This window comes from Shewanella sp. KT0246, assembly GCF_019654955.1.
Lineage (GTDB): Bacteria > Pseudomonadota > Gammaproteobacteria > Enterobacterales > Shewanellaceae > Shewanella > Shewanella goraebulensis.
Genome location: NZ_BPEV01000016.1, coordinates 1 through 16,930 on the forward strand (window position 1 = coordinate 1; position 16,930 = coordinate 16,930).

Here is a 16,930-nt window from a genome sequence, read left to right on the forward strand (position 1 = left end):
CCTTGCATGTCCGTGGCCACGCCCGAGGCGTTGCCCGCGGCATCAATCACTTGCGCGTCCACATTCACTTGGGTATCGCCGTCAGCCACAGGGACTTCCACGGCTTGGCCATCATCAAGCATCGCTTGAGTCACCAGACCATTAAACAGCTCGTTGCCATCGGTGTCGGTGATGATCAAGGTGTCACCGACTTGGGTGCCGGCAGCTAAAGTGACGGTTGCGGTGACGGTGCCATCGGCGCCAATCTCACTGCTACTGTAAATGCCATCATCGCCCATGCCGCTGAATTCAACGCTTGGGGTTGGTGCTGTTAGATCTATATCGCCACTATCTTCCGCAAAGGCACCATTACCAGCACTATCGGAAACGCCAGCTACAGCAGTGTAATCGCCTTCGGCTAATGGTAAAGGAACCTCAACGCTGTAAGTACCATCTAGGTTTACGATGGTTTCGATAATTTGTTCTTGGCCTGCACTATCAGTAACAATAATTGTGACTGTACTGCCTGGTTCTGCATCTGTTGTACCAGAAATTATTGGCGTCGTATCAGCTGAATTATCAGGTGCACTCACGGTGATCTCTGGAGCTGTCGTGTCTATATCTCCAGTATCATTAGCACTTGCAGAGTTGCCAGCAGGATCTGTAACAACCGCGACTACGTTATATTCGCCTTCAGCTAATGGCTCAGCTACATCAACTTCATAACTACCGTCAGGGTTAACAATTGCCTCTAAGACTTGCTCATTGCCCTCGTTGTCAGTAACGGTAAGCGTAACAGTGCTTCCTGGAGCTGCATCAGTTGTACCCGTAATCGTTGGAGTAGTATCGATGTTATTATCAGGTGCATTTACAGTAATGACGGGAGCGATTGTATCTATTTGACCATCGTCGTTATCTGTAGCTGAATTGCCTGCAGGATCTGTGACTTCTGCAACAACGGAATAATCACCTTCGGCTAAAGGTTGCTCTACGTCTACTTGGTAGCTGCCATTTTCATCAACAATGGCTTCGAGTACTTGCTCATTGCCTTCATTATCAGTGACAACGATAGTGACTGTACTACCTGGTTCAGCATCTGTTGAACCAGTAATTGTTGGCGTATCATCATTACTATTATCTGGAGCAATAACGGTAATCACTGGAGGGACGGTATCTAGTAATGCACTATCAGAACCTTCAGGACTTATATTTCCGGCACTATCAACAATGGTTGCTACTACTTCAATCGTTTCACCTTCAGCAGGTGCTGGTAGTGTTAAATCTATTGAGCCATTATCAATATCTTCTTGGGTAAGAATAATTTCCTGACCGTTAACAACTAAGGTATCTCCGGGCTGTGCACCAGTGGTTGTTAGATCAATGGTTACTGAAACTTCAGTATTACCTGCTAATTCTTCTTCGCTGATAATGCCATCGTTATTGGTATCAGTATTAATAACCACACCAGGAGCACCATCAGCAACAGGTGTTACTTCAATGGTCAGTGTTGCTGTGATATTGGTATTAGTTGTGTATGTAATAACGGGAACTTGGCCATTCCAATCTGCACTGGGTGTAAATAAGTAACTGCCATCTGCGTTTAAAACTAGTATCCCTTCATCTACAGTAACGGATGTGCCAGCAGGGTAGGTTTCACCATTTATTTCAAAACTAGTAACACTCAGAGTGTCGTCATTATCAGAATCGTTAGCTAATACATTACCTTCTGCCACAGTATCTTCAGCAACAGTGATGTTGTCGTTTACTGCAATTGTAGGGATATCATAATCTTCGTTAGCTGTTGCTGTTCCTTTTGCCCCATCTGCTCCGTATCCATAAACAATACCATCAATAACTGTGTCTTCATCGTTTACAAGATCAGCAGCATTAACTTCAACGGAGAACGTACCGTCAGACTGCATAATCGCTTGATATTCCTGACCATTAATAGTCAGCATGACAATACCTGTGGTGATGGATGCATCTGCAGTTACGGTACCAGTAATAGTAACCGTGCCCGTGCTTTCATCTGGGGTGAGTAGGTTATCACCCGTCACTGGATCAATATCTAAAGTGATGGCGGTATTATCAGGTGAATCATTGTCGTAAATACGTAATGTCGCTTGGGTATCACCTAATACTGCATTGGTAACATTAGATAAGTTAATTAGCGCAAATTCAGGACTATCTTCAACGATTAAATCGTCAGTAATAGGTACAGTGATGTAGGCCGTAGTCTCACCAGGAAGGAAAGTGACTGTGCCACTGACATTGGTAAAATCTTCACCAAATAAAGCAGTCAGTTCTTCTGAGCTGTAATCAAGAGTAATAGTTTCAGTACTAGGTTCGCTCAAGGTGAGGGTGAATAAAGCAAACTCCATTCCTTCAACTACAACAGCATAATCAATATCAACAATTGGTAAATCTGAGCCTTCACCATCATTATCAAAAATGGCGAACTCTAACTCTTCATCGTAAACATTTTCACCAGATACAACCGCATTAAAATATTCAGTTGGCTCTATGAAAGCATCATCAAAAATTGGGACGCGTATAAGAATACTATTGTTACCAGCTTCAAGATTGAAACTGAATATTGGTCGCGCTAAATCACCGCTTGAGTCAATTCCACCAATAGTCATTGTTTGCCACGTTAAACCACCATCATTTGAATATTCAAGCGGTACTAAATAGTCATCGGCATATTCAGCAATAGGGTATCCAAGTTGTTCACTGAGTAGTTCACTAGTGAATGTGATGAACAGTTCTTGATCAGTTTCAAATGTGAGTTCACTGTTTAACGTAAATTGGTTAAAACCTACATCTTCGAGCACATCTGGGATTTCAGCAGATAAATGCGATTTATATTGGTCTTGAGTGGCAGAAGTGACGTCTCTGAATACTGTCCAATCTTCGACGCGATAATCAATGCTTAACCCTTCCAGATCGTATTGAGTAACGCCTTCATTCAAGATGATGACATAATTGCCATCACCCAAATCTTGCAAAGTACCAATATCTTCAAATGCAGCGCTAAGGCGGACATTACTCACTAACAAGTTTTGATCGATCACCTGCTGACCAACTGCGCCTTCAAGTAAATCATTAGCCGAAAAAGTAATCTGGCCATCTAATTCATTGTAGTTATATGTAATTAACCCACCTGGCACGTCAAGAGTATCGACTGTACGTTCATCGTGTTCATCTGGTGCTCTATCGCCAGCAATGTCATCGATCGTATCTGCGACGTGCTCCATTGCGATAGTTTCGAACAAGTTCTGTTCATTCTCTTGTCTTTCAGTTTCGCGAGTAAAAATAATTCCAAGTTCAGCAAGTACTTGAGAGATCATTTCTTTACCAGCTGTGGCGATATTAAGAGGCTGACCTGTTGTTGGGTCAATATAATTTGCTAAGGCTTCATGAACAGATAACAGGATATTGATATTGGTGGCATAGCTATCTTCAATATTTATTAAACTATTAGTGTTAAGTATTCCATCATCTACACCGTCTGTGAGGTCGTTGTCCAAGGCTTGTAAAAAAATAGCCATGTTTTCAACGTAATCCATATTAGTGTCGGACAATAAGGTTCCAGCAATATCTTGCAAGAATAAAATCTCACCTTGAATAACATCAGCACTAAATGAGGCAATGGTAACGCCACCGATCATAAAAGTAATTGTGTCACCTGGTAAGTAAGCGAAAGAACCTGGAGAACCAAAGTCACCAGTAAAACCAGATAAACCAGAAGAAGTAGTAAACGAAACACCATTGACAAAATTATCGGTAAATTGAGCAATGTTAAAATTGTTGTTATTTAATGCATTAACGCCTTCATCACCTAAAGATAGGCTGGCTGTTAATGTTTCTGTTGCCTCAAATGAAGTATCAAATCCTGCAGCTGCGATAGTTTCAGAACCTTCACGAGCAAGGGAGACATAGTCACTACCACCTTCATTACCTGATGCTTCACCAGCTGCAGTTTCAGGTAGTTGTTCAGTAGGATCTTCGCCAGATAAAATTAAAGCTTGGAGGGCTTCAATTTCAGATAACTCACCAGAAGTCATATCTGTTGAAAATTGAGCAATTGAATCGTCTGTTGTATTTGCATCTATTTGATCACTCTTTAACGTGTCACCGTTTAACACAGTACCGTCGTCAAAAGTGACAACAAAAGCTAAATCGCTCGCAAATTGGAGTTCAGCTCCTGCAGGAATTTGATTTCCTGGAAGTATACTTTTGGATTGGCCATTTAATGTGAGAGTGATCTCACCGTTAGCCGAAGTCAAAACACCATTTTTAGTTGTTACAACAGAACTCATATTTAGCTCCAAAACCCTAATTAACAATGCGTTTCACTGTTAGATAATAAAAAAAACACATTGTTGTTACTTGTTGTTGTCTGGTTAGTGGTGGGCATTAACCGCAATTTAACAATTTTAGCTTTATTTGTATCGATAGTCAATTTTTTGACCAATGTGGTTATAGTGGTTAAGACTATGAAAAGTAATATATTTGACTTTTTATGTGACAAATCAATGTAACTCAGTGATTACTATTAATTGTTAAAGTTTTAATAATAAATTGTGAGGTTAACCAATGTGAAATTTTAGTCTACTTTTAGGGTGATTCAAATGAGGCTTAAGAAAGGTAGTTATATAAAAAAACCTGCCATTGGCAGGTTATTGAATAAATGAACTATTCGCTTCACTGGAAACTATTCAGTGGAATTCGCAGCTTTACGATAACTCTGTAACGCAGGTGTATTTTCACCAAGTTGTTCTTGAGTTTGGGCTAAAGCTAACCAATATTCACGTTTAGGCATAATTTCACAGACCTGAGACCAATGACTTTTGGCTGACTTAATATCGCGCTGTTGCTGAGCTAGTTTTGCTAAACAAATTTGGTATTCGGCATTATGTTCATGAGTCTGCTTAAAGCGATACAATAGCTTTCGGATATCCTCATCTTCCGAGTCAATTAATAATGGCAATTTAGATAACATATCTGATTCCGGTTCGGATTTAAGGCTCTTAGTTATGAGCTTTAAGGCATCCTTCTTGCGATTATATTGGCATAACCCTTGAGCATATATCGCAATTAACTTAGCTTGATTACGTTCTGATTTACTCAGCCAATGCCAGCACTTTTCTAGCTCTTGCTCGCTAATTTTTGCCGCTGATGTCAGCAAGGCTGTATTGGTTGAGTGTTCAATATCACTAGATGCTTGCTCAGAAACTATTTGTCGTTTACGGATCACGGGTAATAAAATTTTCAGCGCTTGCCAGTCTTGTTGCAACTGATAAAGATCTAATGCCAGCTTGAGAACTGGAGCTTTACTTTTACTGGTTGGATTTAAGGCATCAAGTTCAACGCGAGCTTCAGTTAACTTACCTTGTTGGATCAAATAGCGAGTTTTAGAAGTATTGACTGCTGCTTTCGTTAAAGGATCTTTAGCAGCTTCAGCGAGATACTTATCACGTGCATTAGTATTTCGTTGGTGATGAGCAGCTCTTGCGGCAGCAAAAAGGTTTAAAGCTGGTAGCTCGCCTTTTGCAGCACCTTTTGCCATGGCTTTTTCTGCATTTGGCCAGTCTTCCTCTGCGAGGGCAAGCGCGCCTTGCATGGTATATTTCTTGGCGGCTTCTCTACGCCACCTTTCTGGTAAGTATCGGCTGTTAATGACGATATTAAGTAAAAAGATAATTAACCATTCAAGTAACTGTAAAGCACAATAAAACAGTACTAACCCCAGTAAACCAAAAACTAGGCTGGTTTCAATTTGGTATTCACCTGCTGCGATATAGACATAGCCTGTATTGCCAATAATAAAAGGGCTAATACAAAAACCAATTAGAATGATGATGACATAAGCTAGGATTTTAATCATAGTTGCGGTTCCTCTGCAGGAACCAATGAGCCGAAGGTAATGAGTTGCTGTAGCAACCGAGTCGACTCAAAATTGGTATGTTTTACTTGCTCAATTTTAACAGTAATGAGTGCATCCAAAGCTGTCATGGTCTCTTGAGTTTGCGCTTCATCTAAATCAAAATATTGCTGGATCCAAGTACGGGCAAACCCAATTGATTGACGGTAATTGACTTCATCGTGTTGATATAAAGCCAGCTGTGCTTGCAGTAGCTTATTACGAATATTTTCGATTAAGTACCATTGTTGATCTGGAGCCAGTAACGGCTCCAGATCTGTTGTGCGTTTTCTAATTGTGATGAAACCATCAGTAACCGAATGCCATGTTTTAGCGAGATTGCTTTGCCAATCATCTAACGAATCCGTCATCACATGCTGCTCTGCCAAGTCTTCAGCTGTTTGGGCCTTAGCGCGATTTAATGGCAAGCTATCTAATTGATTTAATATACTATCTATCGAATAGATGGTACCTGCTACATCTGTTGTTTTAATGGCATTAGTTTGGGCTAGGTCATGAGCAAGGGCGCGACGTATCGGTAATAGTGCAGGGTCTTTCATTGCTTCAATACGATCATCTGCCGAGCTCAGTAAACTTGCAGCAGTTTTAGGATCGTTTTCAAGCCATAACTTTCGACCAGCCATACGCACTAAATATTCAGCTTCTGATGCCATCCAATGGTTCGGATTACGCTGAGCAATAGTGGCTACCCGTTCTTGCAATTGTTGATGAGATTTAGCTAATTGATTTTGTTGTTGGTAAGCCAAAGTGTCATTTTGTTGCTGTACTTCTAGCTCTGCAATGCGTCTTTTAGGCTCAATTAAAGCTTCTGTTACTTCATTGCTGATGGCTTGAGTTTGTTGGTATTGAGTCTGTAGCTCAATTTTTTGGCTTTCAAGCTCAATTAGTAATAAGTAGCTAATACCAATGCCAACTAGCGCGATGATAAGACATAATAAAATACTAAGTCTTACCCACCATGAACTTTTTTGTTTCGGAGCCACTTCAGGATCACTGTCGGTGCGATGAGTCTTTTCTGAATCTTTGGCATCCGTTGTCTGGATTTTCTGATGATTTTTACTCGTGGATTTTTGAGTATTAGATGTCTTGCTTTGCTCTAATTCAGTCGAAGACTCAGCCTCATTATTCACTGATTCAACGGTTGAATCTTTCGTACTTGATTGACTTGAATCTTGCTTATTGTTTTCCATGAGCTGTCCTTGAGTGCCTAGTGTGGCTATGTACTAGTGCGACCATCTACTGCGCGACATAAATATTTGAGTGATAGGGTACAAGTCTGGCAGGATTAAACAATATCGCAAATAACGGACTTTGCTTTAATGATTAAAGAGATAACGCTTGTAAAACAGCTTGAGTGTTCGCGCCATTAGCATTGGTGACGTGACAAAATCCTGCTGTTTTCGCCCTTTGTTCCACTCGGTGACTAGGCACTATGATATGACATGATTGCAACCATGCAAATAACTCTTTTGGAACAAGATTAATTAGATTAACAAGGACTTCGCCACTGGTGACGACAATAGTGTCAATTTTAGCAGTTTGCCATTGGCTGCAAACGCTTTGTGCATCAAGCTTTGGCATCACTCTTTGGTAAACTTCCCAATAGTTAACATTGGCTTGTCTTAAGCTTAATTGTTCTGCAATGGTTTCTCTGCCGCCAACTCCTCGAACTATCATGATCCGTTGCTGTTTTACCTCTGCTAACGAAGCAAGTGATAACAATCCTTCACTATCTTGGCTGTCTGCTGGAGCAACTTCGGCGCGGATATTATATTGAGTTAAAGCATCAGCAGTAGCTTGACCAACCGCATAATAGCGACAATTGGGGAATTGACCTTTGAGTGACTGCGCTGCAAAACTTACTGCATTGGTACTGATAAAAATAATGCAGTCAGTTTGAGAAAGTTGTTGAGGTTCAATGGTGAAATGAGTTGGAGCAACAGCTAATAAAGGCGTGACAATAAAGCCGACACCTTTATCTTGGAGCTGTTGCACCATCGCTTGATTGCGCCCTTCAGGGCGCGTTAGCAAGACTTGCATATTTTGATTTTGCCTGATTACTTGTTGTAAACAGCGTCTAATATTGTTTTAGCGCCGCGGCTAAGTAAGTCATCAGCTAGCGCTTCACCTAATGCAATCGCATCAGTTTTAGGGCCAGATACAGCACCTTCAATCACTTGGCTACCATCAGGATTACCGACTAAGCCACGTAAGCTTAATGTGTCACCTTCGATTTCAGCATAAGCACCGATTGGTACCTGACAACCACCTTCAAGGCGAGTGTTCATAGCACGCTCAGCAAGTACGCGGTAACGAGTTTCTAAATGCTCAAGTGGAGCAAGTAGCGCTTTAACACGTTCGTCATTCATACGACATTCAATACCTACAGCACCTTGACCGTTAGCTGGTAGTGAATCTTCTGCTGAGATGAAGCTAGCAATACGCTCATCTAATTTAAGACGAATTAGACCAGCTGCAGCAAGGATGATGGCATCGTAATCACCGCCATCTAGCTTAGCTAAACGCGTACCGACATTACCACGTAAGTCTTTGATGACGAGATCTGGACGAGCTGCGCGAATTTGACACTGACGACGTAAGCTAGAAGTACCAACTACAGCACCTTGTGGTAGCTCTTCAATCGTTTTGTATGTGTTAGATACGAAAGCGTCACGTGGATCTTCACGCTCACAAATAACCTGTAAACCTAACCCTTCTGGGAAATCTACTGGTACATCCTTCATTGAATGAACAGCGATATCAGCGCGATCTTCAAGCATAGCAACTTCAAGTTCTTTAACGAATAAACCTTTACCACCCACTTTAGCCAGAGGCGTATCTAAAATCACGTCTCCTTTAGTGCTCATTGGAAGAAGTTCTACAGTTAAACCTGAATGAATACGTTCAAGCTCAGCTTTAACGAATTCAGCTTGCCACATAGCCAGTGGACTTTTACGAGTAGCGATACGAATAACATTTTGAGACATGCCAGAGAGTTCCATCGATAGACTTAATTGCGACAATGCTAACATTGCCCGTTGGCTTATGTAACAAACCGATAGCGATTGTTTGACCTATGCACATAATTTTTTTGTGACCTAGATCTCATTTACTGGCGTATTTCAATAAAACTGATACCATGAACAAGTTATTACTAATGAATTTAATGCTAATTAAAGTAAGTGATTTCTTTAATTTTTAGTTCGAATCAGTCGTAGAGTGATAGTACAAGGATGGAAGCCTTGATAGAGAATGTTTGTTCTTCAGCCGACATAGCCAATCAACTTAATCTTGTTCGCTACGAACGAGTTCAATCTTTGTTGTCACCAAAACAGCAAAAGCTGTTTGATCTCATTGGATACCTCATTCAACATCATCACCCACAACTTCCTGGCGGTAATTCTGCATTAACGCCTTTTGGTATTAGCCAATATCAAGATTCTAAAAATGATTACCTAGCTTGTGATGCATTCAATTTACCTAAATTGGCATCAAACACTGCAGAACCTTGTGCTTTCGAAGGTGTTTACTCAATGGGCAGTACAGCAAGCTTTGGCCAAAACCCTAAAAGTGATGTTGATGTATGGCTGGTTTATAAAGCCAATTTAAGTCTTGCCGACCTAAGCTTGATTACTGAAAAAGCCACAGCGCTAACTCAGTGGTTTGCTTCCTTTGATTTTGAAGTTAATTTTTACTTAGTTCATCCATTGCAATTTCGTGAATGTAGCGCCTTTGAAAACTGTTATAGCTCGTTAGGCGAGGAACATAGCGGCAGCACACAGCATTGGTTATTACTGGAAGAGTTTTATCGCTCGCACATTCGGCTGGCCGGTAAAACGGTGGGTTGGTGGCCAAATTCAATTCAAGATGAGTCGGTATTGTTTTTAGGTGATGTGCAATCCATGCCTGCTACAGAGTATTTTGGCGCTTCATTATGGCAATTGTATAAAGGCTTAAACAAACCCCATAAAGCCTTACTGAAAGTATTACTGTTAGAAACCTATGCCGCTGACTATCCAGAGTCGCACTTTATTACTGCACAAATTTGGCAGCAATGTGAACAGGGTGATTTTTCAGAGTCCAATGATGCTTATTTGATTTTATATCAACGTATTGAACGTTATTTATTAAGTAAGCGCGATATCAGGCGTTTAGAGATTGTACGCCGCTGTTTTTACCTAAAGTGCGGTGTAAATTTAACCAATGCGTGTGTTGGTAGTGATTGGCGTCGCAACAAAATGCAGCAGTTGGTTAATGATTGGAGTTGGCCGCCCAGCTTGCTAGAAACCCTAGACAACAGCCAACACTGGCACTCTGGTCAGCTGAAATGGTTTAATAAACAACTGAATGAGTTGTTATTAATCAGCTACCGTACCTTGTTAGAGTTTGCCTCAAAGCAAGCATTAAGCGATCGATTCAGAGTTGAAGAACTAGGCATGCTTGCGCGCAAACTTCATACCTACTTTAGTGATGATGAGCACCAGCTGTTGCCATTAAATAAGTTATGGAGCCGCTCGGTATTCGAACCGAACATGACCATTATTCATAGCATTAAAGAATCTCGCTATTATCTTTATCGCCAGCCGCTAAAGTCAGGACAACTATTAGGTGAGTCATCAATTATTAAGGCTGATACCCCCACGGCTCTGATTGCTTGGTCTGCCATGAATGGTATTTCTACTGATGACACTTCTTGGCAAGAATATGGCCGTAAAAAGCACCGTTCTAGTGTGTTAACCGCATTAGCTAGTCGCCTAGTTCCTCTACTCACCACGGCCAATAAAGTCTCAAAGGCGGAGTTATGTCAGCCTTATTTTTACAAAAAAGTCATTGTGGTGGCGAATGTTGATGGCGACCCTACTTTGAAGTGGCAAGGCCAAGAAATCATGATTGACTACATGAATGGCAATGTTTTCTCATTAGGTAAAAAGCAACAAAATATGCTGTCGACTGTTGAACTGATTTGCCTCAACAGTTGGGGCGAATGGCAATGTCATCGTTTTAAAGGAGAGCAAGGTTTATTAGAAGCGCTCGCCTTTGTAGCCTTAGGGCTAAAAGGCACACCTGATCAGGTTGATATTGAGGTTGTGGTGTGTGCTGAAAGACTTAAAAAACAAATTAATGATGCACTATTATCAGTGTTTCATCTTTGCGTTAAATATTGCCATGATGCGAGAGCATCATCAGCGCTAATGCATCCAATTGAGTTGTCAGATAAGCGTTTCGGTTTGTATTTTAATTCAATGGGTATGGTCTATAAAGAGCTTAAAGGGAGAGAAGTTAAAGTTGCTCCAATAAAAGTTGAGCGATTTAAAAAGCCTGAACTAACAGCTCCGGTCGCGGTATTGAAGCAAGATCCTTATCGCAGCATTCCCAGTGTGATTAAATTATATATTTCAAAAGGCGCTAAACAGTACTTTTTAAGACAGCGTCCCGATGCACTGGATGTTTTTATCATTGATGAGGTTAATCAGTTAAAACATCAAATCTTTGATGACCTGTCGATGAAGGAATTAGTTGAAAAAGAAAGTCACAGCTTCGCCTTCGAGCGAGATGATTCGTCGCTGCACTATTTTAATATGCCGCAATTTTTTAAACTGGAAAGAATTGATGGTGAGCTTAATGTGGTGCCATTCGGGGTGGCGATGAATGAATTGAGTTCAGATATCTAAACTCAATTCATCGTCATCCTGGCATTGATTCGATTAGGTTTAAATCAAATCTGATGCGCTAAACAAGCTCACTAGATAGAAAGTGCAATACCGCTTTGCTTAGTAATGGCATCAATAACAAAAGGCATGAATTCACTGTTATTGCGCTCATCAAACCATTTGCCGTCTACAAAAGCAAAATGGTACCCGCCGGTACGACTGGCTATCCACAACTCATGTAAAGGTTCTTGTTTGTTGATGACAATTTGCGAGCCATCTTCAAATTCTAACTGCAGTACATTACCGCTTGCGAAGATATCGACATCGGCATCTTGTTCGTCAATCGCAGCCTCAATGGCATTTTCAATCTTGCTGAACATCTCATCAGCCAACTGATGAAATTCTGTATCTGTCATAGCCATGTATTTCTATCCTTGTACTTCCTAGGTTATGAATGCGATTATAAGGCTATAACTCCCCAGATGCATAGATGTTGAGAAAAATGAGACTGTTTTTATTAGTAATGCTTGCTAGCCTATCCATTATTGGCTGCGGACAACAAGGCCCGTTATATAAATCTCCTGAAGTAGAAACCAATCAGGAAGAGCGAAAACCGCAAGAGCCTACTAGTGAAAAAACCGAACAAAAAACTCAAGAGCAGTCTCAAGAGTCGACATAAAAAATACAAAAGAATTTGAAGGAACCGCATTTTGGATCATTTTACATATCAACAAGATCAACTTTTTGCTGAAGGCTGCTCTGTTGCTGAACTTGCTCGTACCCACGGCACACCGTTATATATTTACTCACGAGCGACATTAGAGCGTCACTGGAATGCATTTGATAATGCAGTCGCTGATCACCCTCATTTGATTTGTTATGCCGTAAAAGCAAACTCAAACCTTGCTGTGTTAAATGTGCTGGCGCGTTTAGGCAGTGGTTTTGATATTGTTTCAGGTGGTGAACTTGCCCGCGTTATCGCTGCAGGCGGCGATCCTAAAAAAGTGGTGTTTTCTGGTGTGGGTAAAACCACAGCTGAAATGGAACAAGCACTGAATACTGGTATTTATTGTTTTAACGTTGAATCAAGTGCCGAACTTGAACTGTTAAACGAAGTTGCTGGTAAATTAGGTAAGGTTGCGCCAATTTCACTACGGGTAAATCCTGATGTTGATGCAGGGACACATCCTTATATTTCTACTGGCCTTAAAGAGAACAAATTTGGTATTGCCATGGATGAAGCAGAGCAAGTGTTTGCTCGCGCCCATGAATTACCTCATCTCGCCGTTAAAGGGGTTGATTGTCATATTGGTTCACAGCTGACTGAAATGCAGCCGTTTTTAGATGCCATGGATCGTATGTTGGCACTTATTGACCGTTTAGCAGCCAATGGCATTGAAATTAAACACTTTGATGTTGGTGGTGGCTTAGGTGTGCCTTATGATGATGAAACACCGCCACATCCAGATGTTTATGCAGCAGCGTTACTTGAACGCTTGGGCGAACGTCCACTTAAATTGATATTTGAACCAGGCCGTGCAATTGCGGCAAATGCAGGTATTTTTGTCACGGAAGTGTTATCACTGAAAGAAAACAGCGATAAACGCTTTGCCATTGTTGACGGCGCGATGAATGACTTAATCCGCCCAGCGCTTTACAGTGCGTGGCAAAACATTATTCCTGTGCAGCTCACCTCAGCGCCAAGCTTTGAATACGATGTGGTAGGCCCTGTATGTGAAACTGGTGACTTTTTGGGTAAAAACCGTCAGCTGAATGTGCAAGCTGGTGACTTACTTGCAGTGCGCTCAAGTGGTGCTTATGGTTTTGTGATGGCGTCAAATTACAATTCACGCCCGAAACCAGCAGAGGTCATGGTCGATAAAGATCAAAACCAAGTGATCCGTGAGCGTGAAAAGCTTGAGCAATTGTGGCAAGGTGAACATCTACTACCTTAATCGTTTGATGGCTTTAATCATTTTATTAAAGCCGATTCGGTTTATTTTTTAGTTCGATAAGGGAAACTCTTTTGATCCAATTCACCAAGATGCATGGACTGGGTAATGACTTTATGGTGGTTGATGGCGTGACACAAAATGTGTTTTTTTCGCCTGATCAAATTCGCCGTTTAGCCGACCGTAATTTCGGTATTGGCTTTGACCAACTCTTGTTAGTTGAGCCGCCGTACGATCCTGATTTAGATTTCCATTATCGAATCTTTAACGCCGATGGTGGTGAAGTCGAACAATGTGGTAATGGCGCTCGCTGTTTTGCCCGCTTCGTGCGTAATAAAGGCTTAATTAATAAGTACAAAATTCGTGTAAGTACCAGTTCAGGTAAAATGACCTTGCGACTTGAACGTGACGGCACTGTTACCGTTAATATGGGCGTACCTGTTACCGAACCCGGCAAAATTCCTTTTCGTGCTAAACGCCCTGAAAAAACCTATTTACTGCAAACGCCAAAGCAAACGTTCTTGTGTGGTGCTATTTCAATGGGCAACCCTCATTGTGTGCTTGAGGTGGACGATGTTGCGACTGCAGAGGTTGAAGATATCGGCCAAATGCTGACTAAGCATGAACGTTTCCCTAAAGGGGTGAATGTAGGCTTTATGCAAGTTGTCGATCGCGGCCATATCAAATTGAGAGTGTATGAACGTGGCGCCGCTGAAACACTAGCTTGTGGCACAGGCGCATGCGCTGCTGTAGCAATCGGAATTATGCAAAATAAATTAGACAGGCAAGTTAAAGTTGATTTACCTGGTGGCCGCTTGACCATTAATTGGGAAGGTGAAGGAAAACCATTATGGATGACTGGGCCTGCAGAACACGTTTTTGATGGACAAATCCAGTTATGAGCGATGCAATCAATACCAAAAAACTATTAGCTGAAAATGCACAATCAGCAGCTTCATTAGGCACAAATCTAGAGATGGAAGACCTTCCGCTAGATGAGTTGATGATCCGTGAATACTTGCTCGACAATCCTGAGTTTTTTAATCGCTACCCTGAGCTACTGTTAGCAATGCGACTGTCGCATCACGAACGCGGTTCAGTGTCGTTGATTGAACGTCGCCAAGAAATGCTGCGTGGGCGCGTTACCCAGCTTGAAGAAGAAATTACCTCTTTAATGAAGATAGCCACTGAAAACGAGAAGATATTCCGTTTTAACAGTGATTTATCGATGAAAATCTTAAAGTGTGAAGATCTGGGTGAACTCAGACAAGTGCTATCTGAAAAGTTAAAGACTGAATTTGGCTTTACTCATGTTCGCTTAATTACTGTCCATGATATCGACAGTGAGTTAGCCAATATCTGGCGTCAACGTATCCAACAAGGTTTTTACTTTGGCCGCCTGACACAGTCTGAATCTAAAAGACTTTTTGGTACAGAAGTCGGTTCGGTAGCATTGACTAAATTATCTGACGAAAACGGCCAAGTTATTTTTGGTGTGGCTTCAGCAGATGCTGCTCATTTTCACCCTGATATGGATCATCTCTTTTTCCAACAAATAAGAGACTTATTGGATCATATGTTGCCAAAATTCTAATTGGCTGCCTATTTAATTCTGTGGATTAAATAGGCATGACTGCAACTATTGGAGGCAGTGTCATGGGGCAACTCAGTTGGCTAGCTGCATTTGAGCGCTACCTTCGTTCAGAGAAACAACTTTCGCCACACACAGTGCGAAACTACTTGTATGAAATTCATCGTGCGGCAGAAATTATCTTTGCGATCCCAAAAGGCACATCTTCAGAGGAATATGACCGCCAGTGGTTAGCGGTCAATCGTGACCAATTGCAAGCTGTGTTATCCAAACTTCATCGCCAAGGCCTAAGTCCTCGTTCGTTATCTTTGTGCTTGTCTTCACTTAAGCAATTTTTTGAATTTCTAGTCCGTGAACAAGCCATAAAAGTAAACCCAGCTAAAACTCTCAATGCGCCGAAACAAGCTAAGCCATTACCTAAAAATATGGACTTGGATGCGGTCACGCACCTATTGGATATCGATGCCGACGATCCTTTAAGTAAACGTGACAAAGCTATTATGGAGCTGTTTTACTCCAGTGGTTTGCGTTTAGCCGAACTGGCGAGCTTAGATATTAATGACATAGACTTTAGCCAAAACGAAGTAAAAGTCATGGGTAAAGGCAGTAAACAACGAGTTGTCCCCATTGGTAAAATGGCCATAGAAGCAATAAATAGTTGGTGTGAGTGCCGTGCTGATTTAGCCAAAATCGAGGCAGGGGATGCGTTATTTATTAGCCAAAAAGGGACACGTTTATCTCATCGTAGTATTCAATTACGTATGAAGAAATGGGGCCAAGAGCAATCTTTATCTGCAAAAGTTCACCCTCATAAATTGCGACATTCCTTTGCAACGCATATGCTTGAATCAAGTGCCGATTTAAGAGCAGTGCAAGAATTATTGGGACACGCTAACTTATCCACCACCCAAATTTATACCAGTCTCGATTTTCAGCACTTAGTAAAAGTTTATGATGGTGCTCATCCTAGGGCGAAAAAAGCCAAGGGGAAATAATGAAACAGTATTTACGACTTCGACCTTTTAAGGCTATCAGTTTTGATTTAGATGATACCTTGTACCATAACGCGCCGCATATTATTAAAGCCGAGTCCAAGTTGTCTCTGTTTATGCAGGAGCAATTTAACGTACCTGATGCATGGGGGCTCACTCAATGGCGCGAATTAAAAGCGAAGGTAATTGCGGTACATGAAGAACTTGCTCATGACACTACCGCTGCGCGTTACGAGGTGCTTCGTCAGGCTTTAATCCAATGGGATTACTCAGAAGTTGAAGCCAGCCAAGGTGCTCAGCAGGGGCTAGAGTGTTTTTGCTTTCACCGCAGTGACTTCAAAGTCGATTTAAGCGTGCTTAAACTACTGACTGACTTAGGCGAACATTATCCATTAGTGGGCATAACCAATGGTAATGTTGATGCTCGCAGAATTGGGCTTGATGATGTGCTTGAGTTTGTGGTTCATCCTGGGCATGGGGTTAGAATGAAACCCTATAGCGACCTGTTTGACTTAAGTTGTCAGCATCTTGAGATTGAACATCAAGACCTATTGCACATTGGCGATCATCCAATCAGTGATGTGTTAGGTTCTCGCGCTGCGGGCTGCCAGAGTTTGTGGTTAAACCTCAACCCTGCAAATAACCAGCAAGCTCGCCATATTCTGCCTCATATTGAAGTCGATGAGCTACAAGAAATCAGTTTGCTTGCTGCGCATTAAGATATTTTAGTATAAGTCGGTTGGTAGGTTGATTTGTGGCTCAGTAGAGTATGTCATTTATAAAGAACTGTGCAGTTGTCGAGGTTTTTGAACTTATTT

The 16,930-nt window shown here is 41.6% G+C and carries 13 protein-coding genes; 7 read left to right on the plus strand and 6 right to left on the minus strand.

What is annotated here, in order from left to right; translation table 11 throughout:
- From K5Q58_RS09615 to hemC, 5 genes are all read right to left on the minus strand, one after another.
- Positions 1-4,301, minus strand: a 4,301-nt coding sequence (locus tag K5Q58_RS09615) for a retention module-containing protein (RefSeq protein ID WP_220753718.1), incomplete at its 3' end; no start/stop codon positions are given.
- Positions 4,302-4,696: 395 nt separating this feature from the next.
- On the minus strand, positions 4,697-5,869 hold the full coding sequence (locus tag K5Q58_RS09620; protein WP_220753719.1) for a heme biosynthesis HemY N-terminal domain-containing protein: 1,173 nt from the start codon (positions 5,867-5,869) through the stop codon (positions 4,697-4,699).
- Positions 5,866-7,116, minus strand: coding sequence for a uroporphyrinogen-III C-methyltransferase (locus tag K5Q58_RS09625; RefSeq protein ID WP_220753720.1), 1,251 nt, complete (start codon positions 7,114-7,116; stop codon positions 5,866-5,868). The genes K5Q58_RS09620 and K5Q58_RS09625 overlap by 4 nt, the downstream gene beginning before the upstream one ends.
- Positions 7,117-7,249: 133 nt before the next feature.
- Positions 7,250-7,966: a uroporphyrinogen-III synthase gene (locus tag K5Q58_RS09630; protein ID WP_220753721.1), complete on the minus strand. Its 717-nt coding sequence runs from the start codon at positions 7,964-7,966 to the stop codon at positions 7,250-7,252.
- A 17-nt stretch (positions 7,967-7,983) separates the two neighbouring features.
- Positions 7,984-8,913 carry a hydroxymethylbilane synthase gene (gene hemC / locus K5Q58_RS09635; protein WP_220753722.1) on the minus strand — a complete coding sequence of 310 codons (930 nt, stop codon included), beginning with the start codon at positions 8,911-8,913 and terminating at the stop codon, positions 7,984-7,986.
- A 255-nt stretch (positions 8,914-9,168) separates the two neighbouring features.
- Here hemC and K5Q58_RS09640 point away from each other — a divergent pair, with 255 nt between their 5' ends.
- On the plus strand, positions 9,169-11,598 hold the full coding sequence (locus K5Q58_RS09640; RefSeq protein ID WP_259651304.1) for a class I adenylate cyclase: 2,430 nt from the start codon (positions 9,169-9,171) through the stop codon (positions 11,596-11,598).
- A gap of 71 nt (positions 11,599-11,669) precedes the next feature.
- On the opposite strand, the gene cyaY is transcribed toward K5Q58_RS09640, so the two are convergent.
- Positions 11,670-11,999 carry an iron donor protein CyaY gene (gene cyaY, locus K5Q58_RS09645; protein WP_220753724.1) on the minus strand — a complete coding sequence of 110 codons (330 nt, stop codon included), beginning with the start codon at positions 11,997-11,999 and terminating at the stop codon, positions 11,670-11,672.
- Between the two features lie 80 nt (positions 12,000-12,079).
- Here cyaY and K5Q58_RS09650 point away from each other — a divergent pair, with 80 nt between their 5' ends.
- From K5Q58_RS09650 to K5Q58_RS09675, 6 genes are all read left to right on the plus strand, one after another.
- A complete protein-coding gene (locus tag K5Q58_RS09650) occupies positions 12,080-12,256 on the plus strand; it encodes a lipoprotein (protein ID WP_259651305.1) in 177 nt (58 codons plus the stop codon).
- A 31-nt stretch (positions 12,257-12,287) separates the two neighbouring features.
- Positions 12,288-13,532, plus strand: coding sequence for a diaminopimelate decarboxylase (lysA, locus tag K5Q58_RS09655; RefSeq protein WP_220753726.1), 1,245 nt, complete (start codon positions 12,288-12,290; stop codon positions 13,530-13,532).
- A 71-nt stretch (positions 13,533-13,603) separates the two neighbouring features.
- Positions 13,604-14,431 carry a diaminopimelate epimerase gene (gene dapF / locus K5Q58_RS09660; RefSeq protein WP_220753727.1) on the plus strand — a complete coding sequence of 276 codons (828 nt, stop codon included), beginning with the start codon at positions 13,604-13,606 and terminating at the stop codon, positions 14,429-14,431.
- Between the two features lie 74 nt (positions 14,432-14,505).
- Positions 14,506-15,123: a DUF484 family protein gene (locus K5Q58_RS09665; RefSeq protein WP_220753787.1), complete on the plus strand. Its 618-nt coding sequence runs from the start codon at positions 14,506-14,508 to the stop codon at positions 15,121-15,123.
- A 35-nt stretch (positions 15,124-15,158) separates the two neighbouring features.
- Complete coding sequence (gene xerC / locus K5Q58_RS09670) at positions 15,159-16,115, plus strand: tyrosine recombinase XerC (RefSeq protein WP_308443225.1); 957 nt, start codon at positions 15,159-15,161, stop codon at positions 16,113-16,115.
- Positions 16,115-16,831 carry an HAD-IA family hydrolase gene (locus K5Q58_RS09675; RefSeq protein WP_220753728.1) on the plus strand — a complete coding sequence of 239 codons (717 nt, stop codon included), beginning with the start codon at positions 16,115-16,117 and terminating at the stop codon, positions 16,829-16,831. The genes xerC and K5Q58_RS09675 overlap by 1 nt, the downstream gene beginning before the upstream one ends.
- The last annotated feature ends 99 nt before the right edge of the window (positions 16,832-16,930 follow it).